The sequence below is a fragment of the Rodentibacter trehalosifermentans genome (assembly GCF_002000545.1).
GTDB classification, from domain to species: Bacteria; Pseudomonadota; Gammaproteobacteria; order Enterobacterales; family Pasteurellaceae; genus Rodentibacter; species Rodentibacter trehalosifermentans.
In genome coordinates this window covers 1-26,816 of the sequence record NZ_MLHL01000014.1, presented here as the reverse complement: position 1 = coordinate 26,816, position 26,816 = coordinate 1, and the positions used below count along the sequence as shown (strand labels likewise).

The window sequence follows — 26,816 nt, the reverse complement described above, 5'->3', positions numbered from 1 at the left end:
TGAATAAATCATACCCATTGAAACTATCCCTGATTTCAACGCAATCTAACTGGGGAAAATTACCCATTTCCCCCGTAATTTTACGCCTTCAAACAAGCCACAAAATGCGTTCCGTTTTCTGTACTAAATGCCGGTTTTTGTGTTGCACAACCCTCATCGGCAAGAGGGCATCTTGTGCGGAAAACACAGCCGGACGGCGGATTTATCGGGGAAGGAAGATCCCCCTCTAAGAGCTGGATGTTTTTATTTCGTTCCAATTGAGGATCCGGAATAGGCACAGCAGACATCAGCGCTTTGGTGTAAGGGTGCTTGGTGTGATGATACACCTCATCATCGCTGCCTAATTCCATGGCGTTGCCTAAATACATCACCAACACTCGGTCGGAAATATGTTTTACCACGGCAAGATCATGGGCAATAAAAATGAGTGATAGGCCCATTTCTGCTTGTAAAGATTTCAATAAATTTACCACTTGGGCTTGAATGGACACATCCAATGCGGAAACCGGTTCATCACAAATAATCATTTTAGGCTCAATAATTAATGCACGGGCAATACCGATACGTTGGCATTGTCCACCGGAGAACTCATGGGGATAGCGATTGATCAAATTGGGCAATAAGCCGACTTTTAACATCATTGCCTGCACTTTTTCTTTCACCTGTTCTGCGTTCAAGTGAGGTTGATAAATTTTAAGGGGTTCTGCAATAATTTCGCCGATATTCATTCGAGGGTTGAGCGAGGCCAGGGGATCTTGGAAAATCATTTGAATGTCTTTACGGGTATCACGCCATTGTTTTGGTGATTGGTTTCGTAAATCTTTACCTAACCAAATAATTTCCCCTTCATTGGCTTCCACTAAACCAATGATGGCACGGGCAAGGGTGGATTTCCCGCAGCCTGATTCGCCCACCACGCCTAGGGTTTCGCCGGCATAAAGTTGAAAAGACACATTGTTCACCGCTTTTAAGGTTTGCGGTTTGGCAAAAAACAGGGCTTTATCATTTTTGATTTTGAAGGATACGCCCAGATTTTTTACCTCTAATAATAAATTTTTCGCTTTCATCATAGGATTCGTCCCTCAAACTGTGTGGCAGGAAGCCAGCAATTTCGCAAATGCCCTTCGGAAAGTGCGGTCAATTTTGGCGCTGTTTTACATTGTTCACCGGCATAATGACAACGGGGCGAAAACGGGCAGCCTGCCGGTAAATGGAGCAAGTTAGGCGGATTTCCCGGTATGGTGACGAGGCTGTCATGTTTGCCATCAAGACGAGGAATTGCCTCCATTAATCCGAGGGAATAAGGATGAGTGGGGTGATAGAAAATTTGTTCTGCCGTGCCATATTCCATGGTGCGGCCGGCATACATCACCAGCACCTGATCGCAAATACCGGCGACTACTCCAAGATCGTGGGTGATCATAATAATTGCGGTATTAAATTCCTGTTTGAGTTCGTTCAGTAAAGTCATAATTTGCGCCTGAACGGTGACATCAAGGGCGGTGGTGGGTTCATCGGCAATGAGTAATTTCGGGCGACAAAGCAATGCCATGGCAATCATCACTCGTTGACGCATCCCTCCTGAAAATTCGTGGGGGTACATTCCCATGCGTTTTTTGGCTTCAGGCATTTTTACCGCATCTAACATTTTCACCGATTCATCAAATGCCGTTTTTTTGTCATAACCTTTGTGCAACATCAATACTTCCATTAATTGCTCACCAATTTTCATATAGGGATTTAATGAGGTCATCGGGTCTTGGAAAATCATGGCGATTTGTTCTGCTCGGATACTGTTTAGTTGCGCAGTGGGTAAATTGACTAATTGCGTACCGTTAAATAGGGCAGAGCCGGAAACCTTGCCATTCGGTGCAAGTAAGCCCATTAAAGCAAAAGCGGTTTGGGATTTACCGGAACCGGATTCCCCCACAATACCGAGGGTTTGCCCTGCATCTAAGGTAAAATTCAGATCATTGACGGCAGTCACAATACCATCGGGCGTGTGGAAATTGACATAGAGGTTTTGCACGTCTAATAAGTGCGCTTGATTTTGTTGTTGTTTTTCCATAAACCGCTCCTAGCGATCTTTCGGGTCTAAGGCATCACGCAAGCCATCACCGATAAAGTTAAAACAAAATAGGGTTAAACAAAGGAAGAAAGCCGGAAAAATTAAAAGCCAAGGTGCGACTTCCATTTGGGCAGCGCCATCGCTGAGTAATGCGCCCCAGCTACTCATGGGTTCTTGTGTGCCCAATCCTAAAAAACTCAAAAAGGATTCAAATAAAATCAATCCCGGCACTTCTAGAGAGGCGTAGACGGCCACTAAGCCCAGTACATTGGGAATGATGTGTTTGAGGATGATTTGACGGCGTGGCACACCGCAAACGATAGCGGCTTCTACAAATTCTTTGTTTTTGAGACTGAGGGTTTGCCCCCGCACAATCCGTGCCAAGCCTAACCAGGCAATGGCACCGATGGCCACAAAAATAAGAAAAATGTTTTGTCCGAAAAGGGTGACCAGCAAAATGACAAAAAACATAAAAGGAAAGGAACTGAGAATTTCTAAGAAACGCATCATCACCATATCCACTTTACCGCCGAAATAGCCGGAAATCGCGCCATAAATGGTGCCAATCATCACTGAAATTAAGGCACCGGCAATGCCGACCATAAGCGAAATTCGCCCGCCGATCGCCACCCGAACAAGTAAATCACGTCCGGAGGAATCTGTGCCGAAGAAATGCAGTCCCTCAGAAGTGGGGGCAACGCCCATCATATTCCAATCCGTATCTTCATAAGTAAAGGGAAAGAAGAACGGAGCAAAGGTAATAAATAGCACAATCATCAGTAATAACATTAAACTGACAACAGCGGCTTTGTTGCGGAAGAAACGGCGTTTTGCATCTTGCCAGAGGCTGCGCCCCTCAAGTTGCATTTCCTCCATTCGTTCGGCGAGTTGTTCGACAAATTCAGTATTTTTTTGATTAATCGGTTGGGTCATTGCACTCTCCTAATAACGAATTTTCGGGTCAATGACCGCATATAAAATATCTACAATCATATTAAATAAAATGGTGAGCGTACCCACAAGAATGGTTAAACTTAATACTAAAGAATAATCACGGTTTAGCGCCCCATTGACAAATAATTTCCCCATGCCGGGTAAGCCGAATACACTTTCAATGACCATAGAGCCTGTGATAATGCCTACGAAAGCCGGACCGAGATAGGTGATGACAGGCAAAAGTGCCGGGCGAAGGGCGTGTTTTAAAATAATTCGGCGGGTAGAAAGCCCTTTGGCTTTGGCTGTGCGAATAAAATTGGAATGAAGTACCTCGATCATTGAACCCCGCATAATCCGTGCGATGCCTGCTACATAGCCAATAGTGAGTGAAGCGACTGGTAAAATTAAATAAGGTAATGCCCCTTCATTCCACCCCCCGGCAGGTAACCAACCTAACCAAATGGCAAAAAATAAAACAAGAAGTGGGGCAAAGACAAAGCTGGGCATAATCACCCCCGTCATGGACATACTCATTAAAATATAATCCCATCGGCTATTTTGTTTTAATGCGGCAAGAGTACCGGCAGAAATGCCGAGGGTGAGGGCAAATAAAAAAGCAATGCAGCCTAATTTGAGCGAAACAGGAAAAGCGGCACCGATTAAATCATTCACCGATTGATCTTTATATTTAAAGGAAGGGCCAAAATCCCCTTTGGAAAGATTTTCTAAATACAATAGATACTGTTTGTGTAAGGGTTCATTGAGGTGATATTTCGCTTCGATATTCGCCATCACTTCAGGTGGATAAGCCCGCTCTGAGGTGAAAGGGCTGCCCGGTGCTAAGCGCATCAGAAAAAACGAAAAGGTAATTAAAATAAACAACGTGGGAATGGCTTCCAGCACCCGTTTAAGGATAAATTTGAACATGGTTACTCCAACCCTAAAATATCACGGCGATATTTTCTTTTTTGCTTTGTGAGGCAAGGATTTGATAAAAATAAAAGTGCGGTCAAAAAAACGAATGTTTTTCTAACCGCACTTTTTATTAATGCTTAATGATATAGAGATCACGCAAGAAAATATGGTCTTGCGGATCTTGTGCCGTATAACCGCCCACATAAGGTTTCACTAAGCGTGGGTTTACATAATTGAAAACCGGTACAAGGGCAAAATCTTGCGCTAAAATCGCTTCCGCTTTGGCATAGGCTTCCGCACGCCCTGCTGCATCGGTAGCAAGGTAGGAATCTGCCATTGCCTTATCATATTCGGCACTGGCATATTTTGCCGTGTTGTTGCTAGAGGTGGATAAGAAATAGTTACCAAAAGTAGTGGCTTGGTTGTAATCCGCACTCCAACCGGCACGGGCTACATCATAACGACCGGCACGACGGCTATCAATATAGGTTTTCCATTCTTGGTTTTCTAATTTCACCTCAATTAAGCCTTTGGTATTGGCTTTCCACATAGAGGCAGCGGCAATCGCCACTTTTTTATGGTTTTCATTGGTGTTGTAAAGAATGGTGAATTTTAATGGGTTGGCTTTGCTAAATCCTGCTTCTTCCAATAATTTAATGGCTTGTTCATTACGTTTTGCCATTGGCTCTTGGGAATAGGCAGGTTGGCTAATCCGCTCACCCTCCGAAATATAAGTTGGGGTGAACACATAAGTCGGGGTTTGCCCTTGTGCCATCACTTTATCGGTAATTACCGTACGATCTAAGGCATAGTTTAAGGCTTGGCGTACACGTTTGTCATTGAACGGTGGTTTGCTATTGTTGATCTCATACATATAAGTCGCCAAAGTACGAGCGGTAAACACCTGATCCGGCAATTCTTTTTTCAACTTAGCAAATTGCTCCGGTGGGAGTGAGTAGCTGGTGATATCCAAATCTCCGGCACGGTAACGGGAAACATCGGTACTGGCATTTTCAATGGCTAGGAAAGTGGCGGTATTGATGACGGTTTCTTTATCATTCCAATACAGTGGATTGCGTTCAAATTCAATTTTTTCATTGATAACGTGATCTTTTAATTTATACGCCCCATTGCCTACGATATTTTCTTTTTTCACCCAAGCATCACCGAATTTTTCAATGATTTTTTGAGGCACGGGGAGCAAAGATTGGTGGGTCGTTAGCCCAACCGCATAAGGCACAGGGTTGGCGGAATAAACGACAAAGGTATAATCGTCTTTGGCTTCCACGCCTAATTCTTCCGGTTTTTTCTTACCGTCAATAATATCCTGCGCATTTGCCACTTGCATGTAATCTAAGAAACTGGCGTAAGGGGAGGCGGTGTTAGGGTTTACTAAACGTTGCCAAGAATAGACAAAATCCTGTGCTGTAATAGGATCACCGTTTGACCATTTGGCGTCTTTGCGAAGGTGGAATGTCCAGGTTTTATAATCAGGCGAACTTTCCCAACGTTCTGCCACACCCGGTATTAATTCCCCTTTTGAATTGGTGCTCACTAAACCTTCAAATAATTGATAAGCTACTTGCGACTCCGGCACCCCTTCGGTTTTATGGGGATCGAAACTTTGTGGTTCTGCACCGTTATTAATCACAATATTTTGCACTGGTGCAAGTTCTGTGCCGTTAGGCACTTGCGCGGCATAAAGACTGCCGGACAGCGCTAAAGTGAGGGTGGAAAAGAGAAATTGGCGGAATAGATTAGCTTGCATAGATACTCCTTTTTAGTGAATTATGTTGAAATCATCGTTATAAAAATAATTAGGTTCAATGATTTATCTTAAATTCTTAGGTTTGTAAAGGCTTTATTCCCTAATAACCGTGATGTTGATCACAGTTCTGATAAAAAGCAAAAATTACTCTTCTTTTTTACCAAAACTTTATAGATAAAATTCTGTAATACTTATACTTGTAGAGCTTTTAATATACCCAATACAGCTTGTTTTTTAGCTGGAGTAATTTTTCTAAAATAGGTCAATACTTGTTGCTCTTCTGGAGAGAGAGTATTTTCAGTGAAGTGAATAATTCCATATCGTAACCACTCAGGAGAAGTATGAAGCAGTTTAGCGAGGGTGTCGATTTTGTCATCGGTTGGAATAGAAACACCGATCAACCAATTATGCACTGTTTGTGGAGTAATCGGTTTATTAGGGTGGCGTAAATTAAATTTTGTCGCAATTGATGAAAGAGATAATCCTGCGAATCCTGCATCTTCTAACGACTGTTTTAATCTTAGGCTAAATTCAAATTTTGCATTTCTACTTTCCATCACTGTATTCTGAATAGCTATTTCTTAGTTTGCTCAAGTTAAATTTGAAATCTTCAAACTAAATTTGATATTAGGTGTTTTTTAGCTATAATAAAGCCGTTGTATTTAGTAACTAGGAGGTTTTATGTGGGCTTATCTTGTAGGCTTTGGCGTTTATTTTATAGCATTAATACTGGCTATATTTTTATCTGGTATTCTCGCAGGCATCGTTTCATTTACTTTAGGCTGGGAAAAACATGATGGAGATGAGGTTCAATTATATGCTGAATATTTCAGAACATTTCGACTAAGAGGAACTTTACAGTATTTACTCGCTTTTAATGCAACTTATGCAATTATTTCTTACATAGATCCTGAAGCAAATCCATTGTATGTACTTGTACCTTTATTAATTTTAAGTTTAATAAATGATTACCAACGTTTAGGAGATTCTCCAAATTTAAGCGTTAATTATATGAGAGCGGGGGAGATGCATGGCACTGTATTCGCAGCCATTATTTTGTTTATTCAATATTTCACTCTAGGTTTTTATCATTTCTAATCTTGTACAAGAAACATTAAAAATGTAAAAATTATTGGTTAGATTACGATTTCTTGCTATCACTACAAATTCGATTTGTGTTATCGTTATGAGCATTAATCAAAACAGGAGAAGACAATGACAACTCAATTAGATTCACTTCGTAGCATGACTGTCGTGGTTGCAGATACCGGCGATATTGAAGCGATTAAAAAATATCAACCTCAAGATGCGACAACCAATCCTTCTTTAATTTTAAGCGCTTCGGCATTGCCACAATATGCTCCACTTATCGATGAGGCGATCAGCTATGCTAAGGCGCAAAGCAGTGATAAAGCACAACAACTGATTGATGCAGAAGATAAATTAGCAGTAAACATTGGTTTAGAAATTTTAAAAATCGTCCCGGGACGCATTTCCACCGAAGTGGATGCCCGTCTTTCTTACAATACACAAGCAACCGTTGAAAAAGCCCGTAAGCTTATTGCTCTTTATAATGCAGCAGGCATTTCAAACGATCGTATTTTGATTAAAATTGCTTCTACATGGCAGGGTATTCGTGCGGCAGAAATTCTTGAAAAAGAAGGCATTAACTGTAATCTCACCTTATTATTCTCAGAAGCACAAGCCCGTGCCTGTGCTGAAGCCGGGGTCTATTTAATTTCACCTTTCGTTGGTCGTATCCTAGATTGGTACAAAGCCAATAGTGATAAAAAAGACTATGCACCGGCGGAAGATCCGGGTGTGATTTCCGTTACCAAAATTTACAACTACTATAAAGAATATGGCTACAATACGGTGGTGATGGGAGCAAGCTTCCGTAATGTGGGGGAAATTACCGAGTTAGCAGGTTGTGATCGTTTAACCATTGCGCCAGCGCTGCTTAAAGAATTACAAGAAAATTCAACCGCACTTGTGCGTAAATTGGAATACAAAGGTGAAGTGAAAGCGAAACCACAACCACTGACTGAAGCGGAATTCTACTGGCAACATAATAGCGATGCCATGGCAGTTGAAAAATTGGCTGAGGGCATTCGTAAGTTCGCTATCGACCAAGAAAAATTAGAAGCGATGCTTGCAGCGAAATTATAATTTAGGCTGATTTTATCTGTATCTGCGGTCGTTATTGAATAAGTAACGACCGTTCTTTTTTTGAACGACAATTGAATTAAATCTTGACGGAATAAATAAATTGGTAAAAAATTTGTACCCTGTTTTACCTTGACGTATCTTTCATTCATTATTCACAATAAGCGAATAGTCACGTTCTCACGGTAAAATTTCGTGCTGTGCTTTTATGATATAAAAAGTGCGGCTAATATTTTCAACATTTTCGGAGCAAAATATGACAGGTATTTTCACTCAAACTCCGCCAAACCGCCGCCGTTATGGGGTGGCAATTTTTGTCGGTATCATCGCAGGGATTATTTCTTCCTTCGTAAAATGGGGGGCTGAACACCCATTCCCACCACGTAGCCCAATTGATTTCTTCGCAGCCGCTTGCAATGTGGATATCAGCGGTTTAACCCAAGAACAAGTATTGCAAGTTTGTTCACGTGCATTTTTAAATCCACCACACGTTTTCTTACGTGATTATTTAGGTATCGACCCAACAGAAGCAGTCTTTACTTTTGCCGATCATGGTTTTAACTGGATTGGTGTGACTCACATCACCTTCTCATTGGTCTTTGCTATCGGTTACTGCTTAGTGGCAGAGCGCTTTCCTAAAATCAAGTTCTGGCAAGGTATCGGTGCAGGTATCATCGCAAATATCTGTGTGCATTACATCACCTTCCCAATGTTAGGTTTAACGCCTCCGGTGGCAGAATGGCCGCTCTATGAACACATTTCCGAATTAGTCGGTCATATTTTCTGGTTCTGGACCATTGAAATTATCCGCCGTGATCTGCGTAATCGCATTACGGGACAACCGGATCCTGAAGTGCCTTTAAAAGAGGCGACCGAATAAAGAAAAAAGTGCGGTAAAAAATTGATTTAACCGCACTTTTTGTATCAAAAGATTAATGTTGATGTTGATCCCGCTCCCACAGTTCTGCGTATTTCACAAAGGTGGAATGTGCAGAAAGTACAGCGAGCAGAAAACCTTGTTTTCCATCTAAAAAACCGGCCTTTAAAAGATACATTTTTACAAAACACCCTATGGCGTGGCTTATGCCTTGCCAGAGTGTGGCTTTTTTCCCTTTCGCTTGGCGTTGGTCTGCCCAGGCTTTGGCATAACCGGCAGATTTCACCAAATAATGGTGAATACTTTTATAGGTGAAATGTTGCAAATCCCCTTTTAATTTCTCCACTCGGGTATGGTTTGGATAAATAACTTTTTCATGGACTAACGAATCATCATAGCCGGCGTAATCGGTGCGATAGAGGCGAACCACATAATCGGGATACCAACCGGAATGGCGAATTTCCCGCCCAAAGACTTCACTTACCCTTGGGAGTTTAAAGACGGTATTTTCTGCATTTTGTGCCACCGCCTGTTGAATGGATTTCCGCAATTCAGGGGTGACCCGTTCATCGGCATCTAACCAAAGGACATAGTCGGAAGTGACATACTGTTGGGCGATTTGGCGTTGTTTACCAAATCCTTGCCAATGGGTGTTTTCATAGAATTTTGCCCCATAGCTTGAGGCGATAATTTTCGTATTATCTGTGCTACCGGAATCTAAAATGATAATTTCATCAACCCAATCTTTTACCGTGTCTAGACATAATGCAAGATCTTTTTCTTCGTTTTTCACAATCATCGCAACGCTAATTGTTGGCATATTTTGATCCTTTTTTTGCTATACTACTGAAAATTTTTTCCAGTATAACCGAATTTAATTTATGTGGCGTTTTTTTTATACCATCTTGATGTATTTGAGCCAGCCATTGCTATTATTCTTTATGTGGATACGGGGCTTTAAAGCACCGAATTATCGTAAAAGAATAAGTGAACGCTACGGTTTTTATGCTAACTTGGCTCGCCCAAAAACAAATGGGGTGATGATTCATGCGGCCTCTGTCGGTGAAGTCATTGCTACCACACCGTTGGTTCGCCGTATTCAACAACATTATCCTGATTTACCTATCACGTTCACCACCGTAACCCCAACAGGGTCGGATCGGGTGAAAGAAGCTTTTGGGGATACTGTGACGCATTGTTATTTACCCAATGATCTTCCCTTTGCGATCAACCGTTTTATTGATTTTATCCAACCCAAACTTTGTATCGTGCTTGAAACGGAGCTTTGGCCAAACTTAATCAAACAATTGCATCAACGTAATATTCCCTTTATTGTTGCCAATGCCCGTTTATCCGCCCGTTCCGCTAAGCGCTATGGCAAAGTGCGATTTCTTTTACAAGAAATGTGGTCGCAAATTAGTTTGGTTGCCCCCCAAGATAAAATTAGTGAAAAACGTTTTATTGAGTTAGGTTACCCAAAAGAAAAAATTCACCTGACCGGTAATATTAAATATGATTTAACCCTCAGCCACGGTTTGCTTGAGAAAGTTCAACAACTCCATGAACAATGGGTGAAAGAGCGCCAAATTTGGGTTGCCGCAAGCACACATGAGGGCGAAGAAGAAATAATTCTACAAGCACATCGCCGATTGCTGAAAAAATATCCTCATTTACTTTTATTGCTCATACCACGCCATCCTGAGCGTTTTGATTTAGTCGCTAGGTTAATTGAAAAAGAAAAATTCCCATTTATTCGCCGTTCTTCCGGTGAATTGCCAAATGCGAACACACAAGTGATTTTGGGCGATACCATGGGGGAAATGATGTTGATGTACGGTATTTCCGATATTGCTTTTGTAGGGGGGAGCCTTGTAAAACACGGTGGGCACAATCCTCTTGAACCATTAGCATTTAAAATTCCGGTTATTAGTGGCAGATACACCTTTAATTTCACCGAAGTATTTAGAACACTACTTGAGGTACAAGGCGTGTTTGAAGTTAATTCAACCGCTGGAGCATTAGAGCGGGCAGTGGAAACATTACTCATCTCAAAAAAAGCCCGTTTGCGTTTAGGTTATGCCGGTTATGAAATATTAGTGGAAAATAAAGGGGCATTATCCCGTTTATTTGATTTATTAACGCCTTATTTGGAGCGTAAAGTATGACAACGGTGATTTATCCCGGTACTTTTGACCCCATCACGAATGGGCATTTGGATATTATTGAGCGAAGTGCGGTCATTTTTCCCAACGTTTTGGTGGCAGTGGCAGAAAGCCCAAGTAAAAAGCCGTTGTTTTCTTTGGAAGAACGGGTGGAACTTGCCCGACAATCCGTTTCGCATCTCGAAAATGTTGAAGTCTTTGGTTTTTCCGATTTACTGGCAAATGTGATTAAGGCTCATAATGTAACGGCAATTATCCGAGGGGTGCGAACCACTACCGATTTTGAATACGAACTCCAACTTGCCGCCCTTAATCGCCTCCTCACAAATGGCGTGGAAAGTCTTTTCTTCCCCCCTACTGAGAAATGGGCATTTGTGTCTTCCACTATCGTGCGTGAAATTTATTTACATAGTGGTGATGTGGCAGCACTTGTGCCAACAACAGTCTTTAACGCCTTACAAACACGATGCCCCAAATAGCCTTCATTTTAACCGCACTTTTTACCTTATCCGGTTTTGGTACCGTGGTGAAATGGATTGATCCTTCAGCGGATTATACCATTTATGCCATTGTCGCCTATGATTTGGAAATGGCGCAAAAATGGGGATTACCTATTTTGGATTTGCCGCTTTCCTTTTTACTCGATACCGTTTTATTGCCCTCTGTATGGACGCAATGACTATGATGAAACTCAATCCCCAACAACAACACGCCGTGGACTATGTGACCGGCCCTTGCTTGGTGCTTGCCGGTGCAGGTTCCGGCAAAACCCGTGTGATTATCAACAAAATTGCGCACTTGATCGCAAAGTGCGGTTATTCTCCGAAACAAATTGCCGCCGTGACCTTCACCAATAAGGCCGCCCGAGAAATGAAAGAGCGGGTGGCGCATTCCATCGGAAAGGAACAATCGAAAGGGCTGACGGTCTCCACCTTTCACACCCTCGGTTTTGATATTATCAAACGGGAATATAAGGCATTGGGCTTTAAAGCCAATATGACCTTGTTTGATGAACACGATCAATTGGCTTTATTAAAAGAACTCACCGCCGATGTGCTAAAAGAAGACAAAGATCTGCTGCGTGAACTCATTTCGGTGATATCCAACTGGAAAAACGACTTGGTTTCGCCCAAGCAAGCCTATGCTTTAGCACGGGATGCAAAATATCAAACCTTTGCCAAATGTTATGAACGCTATGCGACCCAAATCCGTGCTTACAATGCCTTGGATTTTGATGATTTGATTATGCTCCCCACTTTATTATTCAAACAAAATGAAGAAGTGCGGTCAAAATGGCAACAAAAAATTCGCTATTTGCTGGTGGATGAATATCAAGATACCAATACCAGCCAATATGAGTTAATCAAACTGCTCGTGGGGGAACGAGCCTGTTTTACCGTGGTGGGGGATGATGACCAATCCATTTATTCTTGGCGTGGGGCAAGACCTGAAAATATGGTGCGTTTGCGTGATGATTTTCCTCATTTACAAGTGATTAAATTAGAACAAAATTATCGTTCCACCCAGCGTATTTTACATTGTGCCAACATCTTGATTGATAATAATGAGCACGTGTTCGACAAAAAATTGTTTTCCAATCTTGGCGAAGGAGAAAAACTGCTGGTGATTGAGGCAAAGAATGAAGAACACGAAGCTGAACGCATTGTCGCCGAGTTGATCGCTCATCGTTTTAGTCGTAAGACAAAATATAAGGATTACGCCATTTTGTATCGAGGCAATCATCAATCCCGTTTATTGGAAAAAGTGCTGATGCAAAACCGTATACCCTATAAAATTTCCGGTGGCACCTCTTTTTTCTCCCGAGCAGAAATCAAAGATATGATGGCCTATTTGCGTTTAGTAGTAAACCAAGATGACGATGCGGCATTTTTACGCATTGTGAATACCCCCAAACGTGAGATTGGCACGGCAACCTTGCAAAAACTGGGTGAGCTTGCCCAAGAAAAGCAGATTAGCCTGTTTGAAGCCATTTTCGAATTTGAGCTTATTCAACGGGTTACCCCAAAAGCCTATGATGCGCTACAAAAATTCGGACGTTGGATGGTGGCATTAAATGATGAAGTGCAACGTTCAGAGCCGGAACGTGCCATTCGTGCCATGCTTTCTGCGATCCATTATGAAGAATATTTATATGAATATGCCACCACCCCGAAAGCGGCAGAAATGCAAAGTAAAAATGTTGCGACGCTATTTGATTGGGTGGCAGATATGCTTAAAGGCGATGAAGTGAGCGAACCGATGAATCTTAATCAAGTGGTCGCCCGTTTAACCTTGCGTGATATGTTGGAGCGGGGGGAAGAGGATGAAGAAAGCGATCAAGTGCAATTGATGACCTTACACGCCTCAAAAGGCTTAGAATTTCCCTATGTGTATTTAATCGGAATGGAAGAAGGCATTTTGCCGCATCAAACCAGTATGGATGAAGATAATGTGGAGGAAGAGCGACGTTTGGCCTATGTGGGGATTACCCGAGCGCAAAAAGAACTGACCTTTTCTCTTTGCCGTGAACGCCGTCAATATGGTGATCTGATCCGCCCGGAACCGAGCCGATTTTTAGCTGAATTACCGAATGATGATGTGCTTTGGGAACGGGATAAACCTCAGCTCACCGCAGAACAAAAACAGCAGCAGACACAAAGCCAGTTAGACCGTTTGCGTGCGATTTTGAATAGTTAATATGACGGGTAAAATGCGGTTGAAAATCTTTCAGAATTTTAACCGCACTTTATTTATGCAATATGAAGAGAAAATACTCAAATAATCCGGCTTTTTCAAAAAAGGGTTTGACATATTTTCAAAAAAACGTATTATACCGCCCACGCACTGATTGTGGTGAGATGGCCGAGTAGGCTGAAGGCGCTCCCCTGCTAAGGGAGTATGGGGTCAAAAACTCCATCGAGGGTTCGAATCCCTCTCTCACCGCCATTTTTGCGATTTTATTTATTCTGCACCCGTAGCTCAGCTGGATAGAGTACTCGGCTACGAACCGAGCGGTCAGAGGTTCGAATCCTCTCGGGTGCGCCATTTTGAAACGGCTCTATCTTCTAAAATGGTTAAGAATAGTTAAAATATCACTACGCACCCGTAGCTCAGCTGGATAGAGTACTCGGCTACGAACCGAGCGGTCAAAGGTTCGAATCCTTTCGGGTGCGCCATTTCTCCTTATCCCAATTATTCTTTTCAGTTTCCTGAATTATTGATGAAAATTCCAATATCAAAGAGTTTTGAGATTTTATCTGCCTTCGCGATCGTCAATACTTTTCAACAAATAATTCCCGTAAACATCCGCTAAACTCCGAAAACCAACATTCGTAATTTTATAAGGAAAAGTGTGATTATAAACCACATTATCATGATGATGACCATGAAAAATATGTTTCACACCCATTTTTTCTGCTAACTCATTAATAACCTGAAACCCCATCGGATGGGGTTTCGGTGCCTCATGGCAAATTAAAATATCTGCTCGGCGATTTTCAAGGATTTCAATATCGGAGGGAAAAATCGAGGTACGATGACGTAGCGGCACACCGCCACGCCAAATTTTTTCTTGTGGACTGTATTGGCAATAATGAATGGGGTCAAAAAACATAGGACGGTTTGGCGGCATCCAAATTTGACCACGGAATACGCCACCTAATCCGGCAATGCGGACACCTTGAACTTCTTCTACACGATTATGTAAATTGCGATGTTTCCATTCTGTTCCCCAAATGGCATCAAAGGCGGCAATCGTTTTACTGTCGTGGTTACCGTGAATAAACCAAATATCACAATATTGTGCTAATTTTTCTAATTCATCAGGTGAAGAAAGTTGCAAATCGCCCAAAATAATCAGAGCAACATTGTCGTTTTCTTGCACGAAAGGGTAGAGATGTTTATAGCTTCCGTGGGGATCACCTGCAAATAGCATCATGTTATTTACTCTTTAAGGTTTTTGGACCGTTTTGTAAATTATCCAATTCTTCTTCATTTAATATTTTTTCAATCACCGATTTCACTTGATTGTAACGCTCTAAATAGCTTGGTGATTCAATTTCAATGTAAGGCACTTTGTATTTATCTAACAATTTTTTTAGCAGTTGTTGGAATTGTTGACGTTGTTTTTGAGAGCCTAAACTACGCAAACCGTCATCCACCCACTTGGTGTTGTTTTTTAGCAAAATGGTGACATCAAAGGGGTATTCTTTGATCATAGAATCAAGGAAGGGGTGGGCTTTTCCTTCGTACTGAATACAAAATGCTTGCGTGGTAATAAAATCCGTATCAATAAAGGCGATTTTATGTGCGTGGCGAACCGCATAATCAATGTAACGCTGGTGTCCCAATGCCATTTGCGGATAGTCTGAATACTGCATAGCTTGCTCATCACCGCCCAGTTTTTCAAACACGAACTCACGCCCATATTCCCAGGCAGATGTGGTGTTAAATACCGCAGCAAGTTTATTCACTAGCACACTTTTACCGCTACTTTCACCGCCTAAAATTGCCACAGTTTTGGCAAAAAACGGGCGAACTTCTTTCGGAATAAATTTCCAATATTGGAAAGGTGTCGTGCGAATTTTAGTTGCCGAAACATTGAAAAAAGTGCGGTCAGGATCCACCAAAGAAACTTCCAAATCTAAATATTTCTCATAAGGGGCTTTATCTTGCGGTTCACTACTGAAAACCACGGAAGGCTCAAATGCTTTTTCTTTAAACAGATTTTTTACCGCATCACTCCAAGCCTGCCAGCCGTTAGGATAACTCGGAATACCGTCCTCAATTAAATGATGGATAAAAATCTGATTTTTTTGATATTTGAAGATTTGTTGCATCCAGCGTAAACGATCCTGCACTGTCGGCATCCGTTTCATTTTGCTGTCATAAAAGAGCTTCAAATCACGTTCTGTATCACTACACACAATCACGTGTAATTCATCGACTTTACTAAACGCCTCATAAATCATATTAATATGACCGGTATGAACAGGATAAAATTTCCCAAAAATAACGCCAACTTTTTTTTCTTGGATTGCAGACATGGATCACCTTCCCATCGCATAAAGATTAACTAGGCGTATTGTAGGCGAAATGAAAATTTTTTTCACGTTCTGATTTTTTACAGGCTGATTTTCGGCTATACTGAACCGGCATTCTCAGGGCAGGGTGAAATTCCCTACCGGCGGTAAAGCCCGCGAGCACTTAAAAGTACAGTCAATTTTAACCGCACTTTTAGGGTTAGCAGATTTGGTGAAATTCCAAAGCCGACAGTATAGTCTGGATGAAAGAGAATAAAGCGGATTGGATCTCCAAGCCGTTCTTTTTATTTGCATTTCTCAGCCCTGATTCTGGTTAATTTTAAGTTAAAAAATAAAGGAAATTACGATGAATCAGTCCATTTTATTCCCATTCGGAGCAACCGCCGAAGAACGTGTTCTCAACGCTATCCAAGCATTCAAAAACGGCAATGGTGTATTGGTATTAGATGATGAAAATCGCGAAAACGAAGGGGATTTAATCTTCCCTGCGGAAACCATCACCACCGAACAAATGGCGAAATTAATCCGTTACGGCAGTGGTATTGTGTGTTTATGTCTCACGGACGAACGTTGCCGACAGCTTGATTTACCTCCGATGGTGGAAAACAACAGCAGTGTAAACAAAACCGCCTTTACGGTGACCATTGAAGCGGCACAAGGCGTATCCACCGGGGTTTCCGCCGCTGATCGGGTGACCACAATAAAAGCGGCAGTGGCAGATAATGCCAAACCGAGCGATTTACACCGTCCCGGTCATATTTTCCCGCTTCGTGCGGTAAATGACGGCGTGTTAGCCCGCCGTGGGCATACAGAAGCCTCTGTGGATTTAGCCCGCCTTGCTGGCTTTAAACCAGCAGGGGTGATTTGTGAAATCACCAATGATGACGGCAGCATGGCTCGTGCCCCGGAAATTATTGAATTTGCTCAAAAATTTGGTTATGTCGTGTTGACGATAGAGGATTTAGTGGAATATCGCTTGGCAAATCAAGTTTAGTTAAAAAGGACAAGTGCGCCCAAAAATAACTACTCATACATGGGCGCCATAAATCTTTTGTTATTTTTAGAAGGAGAACACATTGAATTTATTACTTTTAACCTTTGGACAAAAACAAGAAAATCATTATCAAGCGGTTTTCTGCATTCTCACGTTTTTGAAAGATAGCCAAATTAAAAATATCATCATGATTACCGATTATCCGGAGTTTTACCGCTTTCTGGGTGATAAAGTCAGGATTATATCCATTGATGAAAACACATTAGCAGATTGGAAAGGGAAAAATGATTTCTTTTGGCGTATAAAAATCAAAGCGTTAGAATTAGCCATTCATCAATATCCTAATGAACACTTGCTCTATGTCGATTCCGACACCTTTTTAGCCTCAAATTTACAGAATATTGCACAGAAATTGGATAAGCATATTGGGTTAATGCATACCTTTGAGTATCAATTATCGGCTAAAAACCAGGGTGAAACAGTAAAAAGGATGTATTCTACCCTGAAAAACAAAGCATTTTTTGATGTTGTCATTAATGAACAGAGTGAAATGTGGAATGCCGGCGTTATTGCCTTGCCAAAAACATCGGCGAAAAAAATCATTATGCTTTCTTTAGCACTTTGCGATGCCATTTGCGAAACACCCTGTCCCTGCCGTTTGGTCGAGCAATTTTCGTTTTCTTTAGCGTTGAATCATTTGACCGAATTACACCCTTGCGATGATGTTATAGGTCACTATTGGGGAAATAAATCTGAATGGAATCAATTGATTAACCAATTTTTTGTGAATGCATTATTAAAACAAAAAACGCTTGCGCAATGTGTGGAGGAATTAAATGAATTCAATTGGCGTAGTCTGCCGTTAGAAAAGAAATTACGTTCGACTAATTCAAAACTAAAACGGTTGATTGATAAACTGTTTCCACACAAGCACATTAAATATTTGGCATAAGGTTGTAGAGGAAAATGCAGTCAAAATTGACCGCACTTTTATTGATTATAAGGAAATTTCAGTATCACTTGGTTATAAAAACTACCGTTTATCATTGTTTTGTGTAAATGATATTTTCGATAAGCATTAAATACAACTGGATTGGGTGGAATTGGATTCGCCCAAAAATCACTTAAGTTGCCTTGGTATGTTAACCCTTCAACATGATAATTTGCTCTTCCCAGTGTCATAACCGGCATATTATGATGCAGAGCGGAAATACCACTTGTACTATTGATAGTTACCATCCCTTTCCCATAGCGGAGTAATACAGGTAATGGTACATCGTGAATATAGAAAATTCTTCCTTTCAGCTGTGGATAATGTTGCTCAAAGGTGTCAATGATATGGCGATAATCAATCAACCCTCTATCCATAGGATGATGCTTCACAATTAAATTCAAATCATAAGGGGCGTTTTCTGCAAAAGATTGTAGTACCGTTTTCAGAAATTTCTCGACACTACCATAATCACAATGCACTTTTACTTGAGTATCATCATAAACCTGCAGTGGTATAACGAAAAATTTTCCTAGTTTTCCCCTGCTGACCTGCTTTGCAAAAGTACGATCTCGCAAATAGTAACATACTCGCTTTATCGCTGATTTTATCCATAATTTAATATAATACTTGAGGTTTAAAATACGGTGGTGTTGATATTTGGGATAATTTGAACGTTTGAGGTATGCACAAACATAATAAATAATCGCCCGTTTTGCGATTGGCAAAAACCCTTTTGCAAGTTTTAAAGGCAGTGGCGGTTCGGGCAAATTTTTTGCTTGCTCAAGGAAAAACCTTGCCTCTCTTGGTAATGTTGAAAAGGCATTTACACCAGTTTTTTCCAGAGTGACATAGTTCGGACGAAAATAACCCTCTTCAAATACCCAAAAATCCACTCCTAGCGTTGCGGCTACTTTTTTACCAATTTTGTGATATTTTCGGTTATCGCCAAAACAAACAATGGAATCTATCCTATTTTCCTGACAGAAGCGAATTAATGTCGGATAAAATTGATTTACTGAATCGGTATAAGCCAGGGTGTTTTTAATTGAAGCAGGATAAAAATGCTCATCCCCACCATTAAAATTGATTTTATAGACTGTTTTTCCGATTGATTGTAGCCAGACAGACAAGTCTGTAAAAAAAGTGCCGATTGGACCTTGCAACAGCAAGATCTTTTGGGATTTTTGAACTAATTCATCTAAATTATGTGGAATCATTGTGGTAAACCATAGAGATTATAAACCGTTATTTTATTATTGATTAAACGAAGTTTGAATTATCTTTACCAATCTTTGCCAAATATCATCTTGATTTAAGAATGGATATTCTTTGACTAATTTATTGGTTAATATGCCATCATTATCTAATACGCTACGAATAATGCGATCAGCATAATGATCCGGCATATCAATGATTTCTTTTATGGAATTTCTAGCTTTCTCATGATTGCGTAAATAAAACGATTCTTGTCTCATATATTGAGAAATTGTTTTTTCTACAATTCGGGCAAAATAACATATATGTTCGGTTAAATCGGGATATTGCCAAATATATTCCGCTTGTTGGCTATCTGTTAAATGAAAGTTAGATGAAATACCGTCAGGATATATTTTATTTTCAGTAGTGAAGTAATACTTACCTTCTAATTCTTTCATTAATGGTTTAGAAATATGCTCTAAAATCTGGGCGTAAGCATTTTTTTCTGCACTGTTTTCAATAATTACGCCTGAAATAGGCAAAATGATCGGAGCATCAATTGCTTTTGCTCGGCGTAATAAATCATTAAATAAGAATCGATGAATACGCCCATTGCCATCTGAAAGTGGGTGAATATAAACAAATGCAAAGGCAACCGCCGCACTACGCATAATTGCAGATTGCCCCTCTGTTTTTTCCCAAAATAAGGTTACACCTTGTAATTTTTCTGAAAGAGAAGTAAAAGGAGGGGCAATATAATGCACCACATTTTGAAAACGAATTGTACTGCCTACAAATACAGGGGATTGGCGAAGTCCAAATTGTGAGATGACCTGTTGCTCACCTAATAATTCTTGCTGTAAAAAGGCAAGATTTTTGAGGGGAAATACCAATTTGCCTGTAAAATTTTCCATCACATTGGCAAAACGTTGAATTCGGTTATTTTGATTTCCTTCCCCTTCTATTTGGAAACTTGAACGACTTTCCCCAAGGGTAAACCAAACTGTAGAGCGTAATATAAATTCTTCGCCTATTTCACTCTTTAAATGGTTTAATAAATTTCGGACATCTAATTCAGCCGCACAATTAAAACGATCATTTTTTACAAGTGTCGGGCAAAAATAGCGGTTACCTGCGAGATTATTATTGATTCGCCAGCGAGGATTTTTTTCAACCGCACTTTTTGAAGCCGTAACCAAAAGTTTATCATTCACCGCATCAATATAATTGCCGCCCAAATTAGGAGGTAGGATTAATTGTTCCTCTGTAAAAAACTCATAAAAAAATGCACTTCGGCGAGCATATTGCCCCGTAGGTTCGGAATTAACCCACCGTTGAATGATGTTTTTCTCTATTTTGGTAAAAAGCTGTCCTAAAAGTGCAAAGTGAGGAATTTCATTTTTAAGATGAAATTGCAAGTGGGCAATTATATTGTTTTTCGGGCGTTGGCTTTCAGGGTAAAACTCTGTTCTAAAACCCGTTTCTACCTCTTTTTCTGTTAAACGTCTGCCTGCAATGGCACTAATAACGGGTAAGCGAAAAGCAAGCTTCAAATTCATCTGTTGAACTAACCAAGCACCACCAATCACATCAAGAGTTTCGTTTTCCATACCATTCTGTATAAAATCAATTAAAAACGCCCCATTTTGCCCAAAAACGATTTTGTTTGCAAAAAAACAATTATAAATTCTATATTTTGTGTGAAATTAATTATGTTTTACCTTTTTTTCATAAATTCTATTTTTAATGCAGTGATCAAATGCCTTAATTTTTCCCATTGTTTAGCGAACCAATTCCGATGAATACCGTTATGTTTCAGGGATTTATGCTGTTGTTTGAGGAAATAAACTGCAGATAAGGCATCTGTAAAGGTTCTTGTTTGCGGATTGATATATTGTGGATAATAAATCAAAGTGCCGGCAATTAGCTCTGGCAAAGTAAGCTTCTTTGTGCGGCGGGGAAGTGATAATTTGTCTTCCGTTAGTCCCCAACCGGCATAAAACGGTAAACCATAGCAATGCACTTTTTTACCCCGTAATAGTGCTTCAAAGCCAGCCAAAGAAGTCATTGTATGTAATTCATCAACGGCTTGAATGCAATCTAGAACGTTTTCATTATTGGCTATTTGGTCGGCAAATTTAATCGCTTGTTCGTGGGGAATCTGTCCCACTCGGTTGCCACTCACCACATCGGGGTGTGGTTTATAGACAATATACGCTTGTGGATTTGCCGCTCGCACAGCTTGTAATAACCCAAGATTAGTGAAAATATCAGGTGAACCGGTGCGGATAGAGGCGTCATCTTCCACTTGTCCCACCACTAAAATTTTAGTTTTATTCGTTTGTGGCAAGCAAAATTTACTGCTACCTACATTATATTTGCCGATATGTTGCGTCATCAATACCTGCTGCAGCTGAGCGGCTTGGGCTAAATCGCCTTCGCTAAAGGCTTGAGTTTGCAAAATTTGCTCAAGGCGAGAAGGGCTTTGAGCATTGAAATAAATACCCAAATCATCACAGACGAGGGAAAGCGGTGCGACCAAATTAGAGCCTAAACCCACTGAGCGAATAAAACCATCTTCCATCCGCAACACCGCAATGTCGTGTTGGTTAGCATAGTCCAAAGCTGTCGCGTTGCCTGTTCCCCACACTAACAAGCGGTCAGATTTTTCCCATTTTTTACCATTAAGTTTTGCTATGTTAGAAACAAAATGGAGCTTGCAACTGGGCAAGTTGAAAAATGGGCGAATCACCGCACGTTTCCATAGGGATATTCCTACACAATAAAGATGACCACGCAAACGATTATTCAATTCCTTCATTCGTGTAAGATAATCGATCACATCAAAAATTGTGCCGGCTTGTCCCGTATTTGGATTGATATATCGACTATATTGAAAATACGCAACATAAAACAACTGTAAAACTGACCGCACTTTTCGGCGTTTACTTTGAGCGAGGGCTTTCGCCTGAGGGTGACGATCTTCGGTTACGCCCCAGCCTGCAAACCACGGCACACCAAACGTGACTACCTTTTTTCCTGCCAGCAATGCCTCAAAGCCCATTTGCGAGGTCACACAATAGACTTTTTCGACCTGTGCAATGAGAGAAAGCGGATTCACATCTTCTGCTAAAATTTGCACATTATCTGGCAAATTTTCTTGTAAGGTGAGATAGCCCTTTTTCTTACCGGAAAGCACATCAGGGTGCGTTTTTACGACAATAATTGAATGCGGATTTTCTGCAATTGCGGCTTGTAACATTGCTTGAAAATGTGAATCATCAGCTTGACCGCACTTCACCGCCATATCACCAAAGGTTTGATCTACCACCAAGACGGCAGGTTTTGTAAAACTACCTGAAAAATCGAGCGCTTGATTATACTTTGACAAACGAGCTTGCAAGATCAAATCCCGTGCTTGTTTTGCCTCTTGCGGTGGCTTGACATCTTGTGCCAACAGCAACAGCTCAAGCTGAGAAGGGGAGCGGGTATCGTAATAAATCCCCACATTATCATAAACCAATGAAAGTGGCGGATAACCTTCCACCCCAAGCCCGATGGAACGGAGAAAACCGTCTTCTAATAATGCCCAAAGTTGTTGATAACGAAGGGAAAGTTTTTTGGCTCTTAATCCACTTTCTTTATTGCCCCAGCCAATACGGATACTATGATTTGATTTTAGTCCAATATGAATTTCACCTTGCAAGAATCTAGATAATTGATGGCGATTTTTCCATAAACCAAAATCAAAAGGAGTAATAAGATATTTCGTCACAATAGTCAACGTAAGCCAATAACATCTGCAATTTGTTCCAATCGATGTGCCCAAGTATGATATTGGGCAACATATTTCGCTCCTGCTCTAGCTCGTTCTAAATCTTGAGCGGATGGACTGAATTTTAAACGATTAAATAGTTCTGTCATTTCTTCTTCATTATGAACAATATGACAATATTCTTTAAATAAAGCATTTACAGCTAATGATGGATTTGTTACCGCAATACCACCACATGCAAGAATTTCGATTAATCTTCGGGAAAACATTGTAGGAGAATCCACTACTGTATTTACATTTAAAGAAACTAAATAATCTTTATAGATTTTTGCTGTGTCAGGGTAATTCAATGCATGGTAAACATTCATTCCCTCTAAATTAGGGTAACGATAATTTTGCGATTTTCTCTTTGAATTTCGATCAAATACATCCAATCCTAACCCACTATTTAGTGCAGTATTGAATAAACTATTTTGCCACTCTCTTCTAATGTCGTGAATATGATGACTATAACTGCCAACAAAGTTTGCTTTATTGTATTTAAAGTTAAATCCTGTAAAAGAATGAAACTTAGGTTGAACTGCAAACATTAACGTATGGATAGAAGCATTTTCCCCCATAACGGCTTTGTATTTTGGAATACAGTTTTCATCTACGGTAAAAACGTGATCAAAATACTTGGCAGAATCAATAAAACGCTCAAAATGAATACAGTCTTCTTTATTCCAAAAGACCGTTGGAATGCCTTTTTCTTTAGCCCTTTCAACTAAATGCACTAATTTTTGATTATTGCGTTTAGGGTGAGCGGGATAAGATGCAATTTTATATTTCCAACGGTTTCGATAGCCTTGCCAAGAGGATTCAACAAGTAGGATCGGATTATTGGTTTTATTTAACAAAAACCATGATTCTTTTATCTTAGTGTTATTCTCTAAATTTAACGAATGGCTTGTAAGAGAATCACTGATTAAATAAATTTTAAAAATCATTATTCATCCATATCTATATATTTTTTAAATAAGTTCAAAGATTCTGAAATATTATATATTATGGAATGTTTAGAACTTGGATGTACTTCTAAATAAAACTTTTGACGAATTCCGTGTAATTTCCTTAAAAATGGGAATCCTTGTTCACTAAAATAATTTAATCCTTCTAGTTGATTGTAAGTCAGAAAGAATAGCGTATCAGTCTTTTCATTAAATATATTTGATAAATCATTATAGGGACTATTCTGATTTACAATCGCATATTCTATACAATCTTGCATAGAAACATCATCAACCTTTCCATGTTGAATATAGGTAGAACCAAGTAGCTTAGTTTGAGGTACGTTTGCATATACAGCGGCCACATGATTGAGATAGCCATGCAAAATAGCAGCATATCCTCCCATACTACTTCCCCAAAAGAAAACCTTATCAGTTTCATATTTTTCTTTTAAGATTTCCAATAGATCTTTGATTGCATCGATCCAAAAAAGATCCCCTTTTTCCCCAAGATACCAGCTACCTTTTCCTTCAAGGCCAAAAGTATCCATTAAGGCAATCACATTTAAGTTTTTATCCTTAAATTTAGCAGGTGTTTTATTAAATCCTGCTCCATGAAATATAACTAGAATTGGACGGCCAGGTCTGTTGGTTTCTGTTGAGTAGTAGGTAATTTTCCTACTTCCTTTAATAAACGTATTTTCCACATTAGTTTCCTAGAATTTCTTTATTCAACGCATTGAAGATCGAGTTTTTACCATATTTTTTGATAATAAAATCTCTATTTGATGCAATCACTTTTTTATTATCTTTTCCAACATATTTAGTTATATAAGAAACGGCTTGTTCTTGTGAAGACACTATCCAAGAATCCTGATAAATACTTGTTGCCTCACTCCAGTTCCATATAACAGGAATTGATCCAGATAGAACTCCATCAGCTAATGCATAGTGGAAAGATTCAAAATCACTAGGAGATAAAATAAAGTCAATATCTTTATACCACAAGGCAACATCATTTCCCCAATGACTGAAGATTACTTTTGATTCTAAACCTTTCTCTTTGATTTTATTATAAACTTCGTAGTAGTAATCTAATTCTTGGATTCTGCTTGCTCCTTTCATAAATTCAAGATTTTCAGGTCTATGTCCTTTAATACGAAGTTCTGTGTCAATACCCCTATTATTAAGTTCGATAAGTAAATCTACTGCCCGATCAAATCTTTTTCTTTGAGGTACTATTCCAACCATACCTAAAGTAATAGGTCTTTTTTCAGATTTTTTATTTTTAATACCATTATACTCGTCATCTAGTACAAAATTAGGAATAACAATGGTTTTTTCTTTAGAAATACCGAATAGTTTTATATATTCGCCTCTAACATTTTCAGATACAAAGATAATTTTTGTAATATTATCAAAGTTAATTTGTTTACCAAATTTTCTAGCTCTCTCATTAATCTCTTGTAAATGAACTCGAATATATAATGGTTTGCTATCAGGGTTGTTTTTAGAAAAATAAACTGCGTTAGCCAATCCCCATTCACAGAAAATAATATCTGCTTTTGAATAATTCTCTTTAGATGATGCTAAATCTGTTGCTGTTCCCCATTCCCAAACATCACGAATTACATTAAATCCATTTGATTTCAAATATGAGATATAAGGGTCAATAAATTTGAAATCGTGCCCTGCAAAGCAAATTATTTTTGAATTATTGGTATCTTTCTCTGTATTTAAAGGTGGATAATAAGAAAGTCTTTCTGCCACATTAGAGATAGAATGCTTAACCTTAAGTTTATTTACTAAACTCGTTAAATCAAATAATTTATTTGATGATATAATTTGATAGAAAGATTCTTTATCTTTTACATAGAATGGATAATTTTCTCCTAATTCATTAATGTGAATCTTGCTTGGGTAGCAAATAACTTTTTGTCCTATTGCAACAGCTTCTAATAATTTAGTTGAAACCTCTAATGTTGCATTTTCAAACTTTGCGGGACGATATGCCCAAACGTAATCCATTTTCTTCAATAAATCAATACACTGTTCACGATTGAATGTAGTATAATGTTCAGCATTAGCCTCTTTTAATAACTTTAGAATTTTAGATACAAATGGCTTTCTTTGTTCACCTGGTGCTGAGATTTTATTGGCTGCAATAAATAGTTTTACTTTTGTTTTGTTATTTTTATTAAACTCAATAACCCAAGATAAAAGTTCTTCACACCCCCAGTCAGGCATTATTTTTCCTGCATATCCTATTTTTATTTCTCCTGCTTTTGAAACTGAAATTATCTTTTCTGATTGTTTAAACATAGCATCAGGTAATGAAGGTGGCAAATAAGTAAAGTTAGAATGAGAATATCCAAGTAATGAAAATAATTTTTCTTTAATTTCTTTAGTTTGAATCAACATTAAATGAGAATGTAAGGCAATATTTTTTACTAATTGCTCTTTAATGTTAGAAATATGAATTTGTCCATTATTTACTTCATAAAAATCAGTAAGGTATGAAATAGTACGATATTTAAATATACGATCTGAAACTAATTCATTAGCAGCAATAATTCCTCTTACTAAAACCCCTCTTAACCTAGGATGAACAAAATCAATTTTTCTAATGACTTCTAATGCTTGTTGCTCATTGATTTCTATATTATTTGAATAATCAGAAGGTTGAATAATAGTTACATTATCTTTATTAATTATATTAGAGATAATAATCTCACTTCGTAAATTTTCTTTTAGAAGTAGTATAACTTTATGATTAGTTGCTAAAATATCTACTATAGAAGCCATCCAAATAGAAGAACCATCTGCAATATTAGGTGAAATATTTGCATATACAATATAGGTATTATAATTTATAATAGGTTCTAACTTATTAATAATATTTCTACCATCTATTATGAAGGTATTAGGTGCAC

General features: G+C 39.3%; 23 protein-coding genes, 3 tRNA genes, 1 pseudogene and 1 riboswitch. Of the genes and pseudogenes, 12 read left to right on the top strand and 15 right to left on the bottom strand.

The genetic code is table 11. From position 1 onward, the window contains the following. Window positions 1-80: 80 nt before the first annotated feature. From oppF to BKK52_RS02785, 6 genes are all read right to left on the bottom strand, one after another. Window positions 81-1,070, bottom strand: coding sequence for a murein tripeptide/oligopeptide ABC transporter ATP binding protein OppF (oppF, locus tag BKK52_RS02810; protein ID WP_077474614.1), 990 nt, complete (start codon window positions 1,068-1,070; stop codon window positions 81-83). Beyond that, the gene (oppD, locus tag BKK52_RS02805) at window positions 1,067-2,068 is read right to left on the bottom strand and encodes an ABC transporter ATP-binding protein (protein ID WP_077477826.1); all 1,002 of its coding nucleotides are present in this window, start codon (window positions 2,066-2,068) and stop codon (window positions 1,067-1,069) included. The genes oppF and oppD overlap by 4 nt, the downstream gene beginning before the upstream one ends. A 9-nt stretch (window positions 2,069-2,077) precedes the next feature. Next, entirely contained in the window at window positions 2,078-3,001 is a 924-nt protein-coding gene (gene oppC, locus BKK52_RS02800) for an oligopeptide ABC transporter permease OppC (protein ID WP_077477824.1), read from the bottom strand. A 9-nt stretch (window positions 3,002-3,010) separates the two neighbouring features. Beyond that, window positions 3,011-3,931, bottom strand: coding sequence for an oligopeptide ABC transporter permease OppB (gene oppB / locus BKK52_RS02795; RefSeq protein ID WP_077417707.1), 921 nt, complete (start codon window positions 3,929-3,931; stop codon window positions 3,011-3,013). Between the two features lie 118 nt (window positions 3,932-4,049). Further along, window positions 4,050-5,687 (bottom strand): ABC transporter substrate-binding protein, encoded by a 1,638-nt coding sequence (locus BKK52_RS02790; RefSeq protein ID WP_077477822.1) that lies wholly within the window; start codon window positions 5,685-5,687, stop codon window positions 4,050-4,052. Window positions 5,688-5,878: 191 nt separating this feature from the next. Continuing rightward, complete coding sequence (locus BKK52_RS02785; protein ID WP_077477820.1) at window positions 5,879-6,244, bottom strand: transcriptional regulator; 366 nt, start codon at window positions 6,242-6,244, stop codon at window positions 5,879-5,881. 124 nt (window positions 6,245-6,368) lie between these two features. On the opposite strand from BKK52_RS02785, the gene BKK52_RS02780 reads away from it, so the two are divergent. The 3 genes from BKK52_RS02780 (at window position 6,369) to BKK52_RS02770 (ending at window position 8,733) form a co-directional block, all read left to right on the top strand. Further along, window positions 6,369-6,785 (top strand): hypothetical protein, encoded by a 417-nt coding sequence (locus BKK52_RS02780; protein ID WP_077477818.1) that lies wholly within the window; start codon window positions 6,369-6,371, stop codon window positions 6,783-6,785. Window positions 6,786-6,902: 117 nt separating this feature from the next. After that, window positions 6,903-7,856 carry a transaldolase gene (gene tal, locus BKK52_RS02775; RefSeq protein WP_077477816.1) on the top strand — a complete coding sequence of 318 codons (954 nt, stop codon included), beginning with the start codon at window positions 6,903-6,905 and terminating at the stop codon, window positions 7,854-7,856. Window positions 7,857-8,109: 253 nt separating this feature from the next. Beyond that, on the top strand, window positions 8,110-8,733 hold the full coding sequence (locus tag BKK52_RS02770; protein WP_077421127.1) for a YagU family protein: 624 nt from the start codon (window positions 8,110-8,112) through the stop codon (window positions 8,731-8,733). Between the two features lie 52 nt (window positions 8,734-8,785). Here BKK52_RS02770 and BKK52_RS02765 read toward each other — a convergent pair whose 3' ends face one another. After that, complete coding sequence (locus BKK52_RS02765) at window positions 8,786-9,550, bottom strand: glycosyltransferase family 2 protein (RefSeq protein ID WP_077421128.1); 765 nt, start codon at window positions 9,548-9,550, stop codon at window positions 8,786-8,788. Between the two features lie 61 nt (window positions 9,551-9,611). Here BKK52_RS02765 and waaA point away from each other — a divergent pair, with 61 nt between their 5' ends. The 7 genes from waaA (at window position 9,612) to BKK52_RS02730 (ending at window position 14,068) form a co-directional block, all read left to right on the top strand. Further along, on the top strand, window positions 9,612-10,895 hold the full coding sequence (gene waaA / locus BKK52_RS02760; protein ID WP_077421129.1) for a lipid IV(A) 3-deoxy-D-manno-octulosonic acid transferase: 1,284 nt from the start codon (window positions 9,612-9,614) through the stop codon (window positions 10,893-10,895). Continuing rightward, the gene (coaD, locus tag BKK52_RS02755; RefSeq protein ID WP_077421130.1) at window positions 10,892-11,371 is read left to right on the top strand and encodes a pantetheine-phosphate adenylyltransferase; all 480 of its coding nucleotides are present in this window, start codon (window positions 10,892-10,894) and stop codon (window positions 11,369-11,371) included. The genes waaA and coaD overlap by 4 nt, the downstream gene beginning before the upstream one ends. Continuing rightward, the gene (locus tag BKK52_RS02750) at window positions 11,359-11,571 is read left to right on the top strand and encodes a YceK/YidQ family lipoprotein (protein WP_077421131.1); all 213 of its coding nucleotides are present in this window, start codon (window positions 11,359-11,361) and stop codon (window positions 11,569-11,571) included. The genes coaD and BKK52_RS02750 overlap by 13 nt, the downstream gene beginning before the upstream one ends. 5 nt (window positions 11,572-11,576) lie before the next feature. Further along, the gene (gene rep / locus BKK52_RS02745; RefSeq protein WP_077474624.1) at window positions 11,577-13,589 is read left to right on the top strand and encodes a DNA helicase Rep; all 2,013 of its coding nucleotides are present in this window, start codon (window positions 11,577-11,579) and stop codon (window positions 13,587-13,589) included. A gap of 155 nt (window positions 13,590-13,744) precedes the next feature. Next, a tRNA-Ser gene (locus BKK52_RS02740) sits at window positions 13,745-13,838 on the top strand. Between the two features lie 22 nt (window positions 13,839-13,860). After that, a tRNA-Arg gene (locus BKK52_RS02735) sits at window positions 13,861-13,937 on the top strand. 54 nt (window positions 13,938-13,991) lie between these two features. Next, window positions 13,992-14,068, top strand: a tRNA-Arg gene (locus BKK52_RS02730). 77 nt (window positions 14,069-14,145) lie between these two features. On the opposite strand, the gene BKK52_RS02725 is transcribed toward BKK52_RS02730, so the two are convergent. Both BKK52_RS02725 and nadR read right to left on the bottom strand, forming a co-directional pair. Next, window positions 14,146-14,829, bottom strand: a complete 684-nt coding sequence (locus BKK52_RS02725) for a metallophosphoesterase family protein (RefSeq protein ID WP_077474618.1) — start codon at window positions 14,827-14,829, stop codon at window positions 14,146-14,148. 1 nt (window position 14,830) lies between these two features. After that, a pseudogene (nadR, locus tag BKK52_RS02720) lies at window positions 14,831-16,049 on the bottom strand (multifunctional transcriptional regulator/nicotinamide-nucleotide adenylyltransferase/ribosylnicotinamide kinase NadR). After that, window positions 16,044-16,192, top strand: a riboswitch (FMN riboswitch). (Overlaps the previous pseudogene by 6 nt.) A gap of 88 nt (window positions 16,193-16,280) precedes the next feature. Between nadR and ribB the strand changes: the two are divergent. Together ribB and BKK52_RS02710 are read left to right on the top strand one after the other, a co-directional pair. Beyond that, on the top strand, window positions 16,281-16,928 hold the full coding sequence (ribB, locus tag BKK52_RS02715; RefSeq protein WP_077477814.1) for a 3,4-dihydroxy-2-butanone-4-phosphate synthase: 648 nt from the start codon (window positions 16,281-16,283) through the stop codon (window positions 16,926-16,928). A gap of 82 nt (window positions 16,929-17,010) precedes the next feature. Then, on the top strand, window positions 17,011-17,880 hold the full coding sequence (locus BKK52_RS02710) for a hypothetical protein (RefSeq protein WP_077421135.1): 870 nt from the start codon (window positions 17,011-17,013) through the stop codon (window positions 17,878-17,880). 38 nt (window positions 17,881-17,918) lie between these two features. Here the strand turns inward: BKK52_RS02710 and BKK52_RS02705 are convergent, their stop codons facing one another. The 6 genes from BKK52_RS02705 to BKK52_RS13490 all read right to left on the bottom strand — a co-directional run. Further along, window positions 17,919-19,139, bottom strand: a complete 1,221-nt coding sequence (locus tag BKK52_RS02705) for a capsule biosynthesis protein (protein ID WP_077421136.1) — start codon at window positions 19,137-19,139, stop codon at window positions 17,919-17,921. 36 nt (window positions 19,140-19,175) lie between these two features. Next, window positions 19,176-20,729, bottom strand: coding sequence for a Fic family protein (locus BKK52_RS02700; protein WP_077477812.1), 1,554 nt, complete (start codon window positions 20,727-20,729; stop codon window positions 19,176-19,178). A gap of 107 nt (window positions 20,730-20,836) precedes the next feature. Beyond that, entirely contained in the window at window positions 20,837-22,894 is a 2,058-nt protein-coding gene (locus BKK52_RS02695) for a capsular polysaccharide biosynthesis protein (RefSeq protein WP_077477838.1), read from the bottom strand. 5 nt (window positions 22,895-22,899) lie between these two features. Further along, window positions 22,900-23,883, bottom strand: a complete 984-nt coding sequence (locus tag BKK52_RS02690; RefSeq protein WP_077477810.1) for a CgeB family protein — start codon at window positions 23,881-23,883, stop codon at window positions 22,900-22,902. Next, entirely contained in the window at window positions 23,883-24,590 is a 708-nt protein-coding gene (locus BKK52_RS02685) for an alpha/beta fold hydrolase (protein WP_077477808.1), read from the bottom strand. The genes BKK52_RS02690 and BKK52_RS02685 overlap by 1 nt, the downstream gene beginning before the upstream one ends. A gap of 1 nt (window position 24,591) precedes the next feature. After that, on the bottom strand, window positions 24,592-26,816 hold a 2,225-nt coding region (locus BKK52_RS13490; RefSeq protein WP_077477806.1), incomplete at its 5' end, for a glycosyltransferase family 4 protein.

Coding starts and splice junctions, on each gene's coding strand:
- oppC (WP_077477824.1), bottom strand. CDS start 3,001: ATGACCCAACCGATTAATCAAAAAAATACTGAATTTGTCGAACAACTC.
- BKK52_RS02780 (WP_077477818.1), top strand. CDS start 6,369: ATGTGGGCTTATCTTGTAGGCTTTGGCGTTTATTTTATAGCATTAATA.
- BKK52_RS02785 (WP_077477820.1), bottom strand. CDS start 6,244: ATGGAAAGTAGAAATGCAAAATTTGAATTTAGCCTAAGATTAAAACAG.
- oppF (WP_077474614.1), bottom strand. CDS start 1,070: ATGATGAAAGCGAAAAATTTATTATTAGAGGTAAAAAATCTGGGCGTA.
- BKK52_RS02750 (WP_077421131.1), top strand. CDS start 11,359: ATGCCCCAAATAGCCTTCATTTTAACCGCACTTTTTACCTTATCCGGT.
- BKK52_RS02705 (WP_077421136.1), bottom strand. CDS start 19,139: ATGATTCCACATAATTTAGATGAATTAGTTCAAAAATCCCAAAAGATC.
- BKK52_RS02765 (WP_077421128.1), bottom strand. CDS start 9,550: ATGCCAACAATTAGCGTTGCGATGATTGTGAAAAACGAAGAAAAAGAT.
- ribB (WP_077477814.1), top strand. CDS start 16,281: ATGAATCAGTCCATTTTATTCCCATTCGGAGCAACCGCCGAAGAACGT.
- BKK52_RS02690 (WP_077477810.1), bottom strand. CDS start 23,883: ATGATTTTTAAAATTTATTTAATCAGTGATTCTCTTACAAGCCATTCG.
- BKK52_RS02725 (WP_077474618.1), bottom strand. CDS start 14,829: ATGATGCTATTTGCAGGTGATCCCCACGGAAGCTATAAACATCTCTAC.
- BKK52_RS02770 (WP_077421127.1), top strand. CDS start 8,110: ATGACAGGTATTTTCACTCAAACTCCGCCAAACCGCCGCCGTTATGGG.
- oppD (WP_077477826.1), bottom strand. CDS start 2,068: ATGGAAAAACAACAACAAAATCAAGCGCACTTATTAGACGTGCAAAAC.
- BKK52_RS02700 (WP_077477812.1), bottom strand. CDS start 20,729: ATGGAAAACGAAACTCTTGATGTGATTGGTGGTGCTTGGTTAGTTCAA.
- coaD (WP_077421130.1), top strand. CDS start 10,892: ATGACAACGGTGATTTATCCCGGTACTTTTGACCCCATCACGAATGGG.
- BKK52_RS02790 (WP_077477822.1), bottom strand. CDS start 5,687: ATGCAAGCTAATCTATTCCGCCAATTTCTCTTTTCCACCCTCACTTTA.
- rep (WP_077474624.1), top strand. CDS start 11,577: ATGAAACTCAATCCCCAACAACAACACGCCGTGGACTATGTGACCGGC.
- waaA (WP_077421129.1), top strand. CDS start 9,612: ATGTGGCGTTTTTTTTATACCATCTTGATGTATTTGAGCCAGCCATTG.
- oppB (WP_077417707.1), bottom strand. CDS start 3,931: ATGTTCAAATTTATCCTTAAACGGGTGCTGGAAGCCATTCCCACGTTG.
- tal (WP_077477816.1), top strand. CDS start 6,903: ATGACAACTCAATTAGATTCACTTCGTAGCATGACTGTCGTGGTTGCA.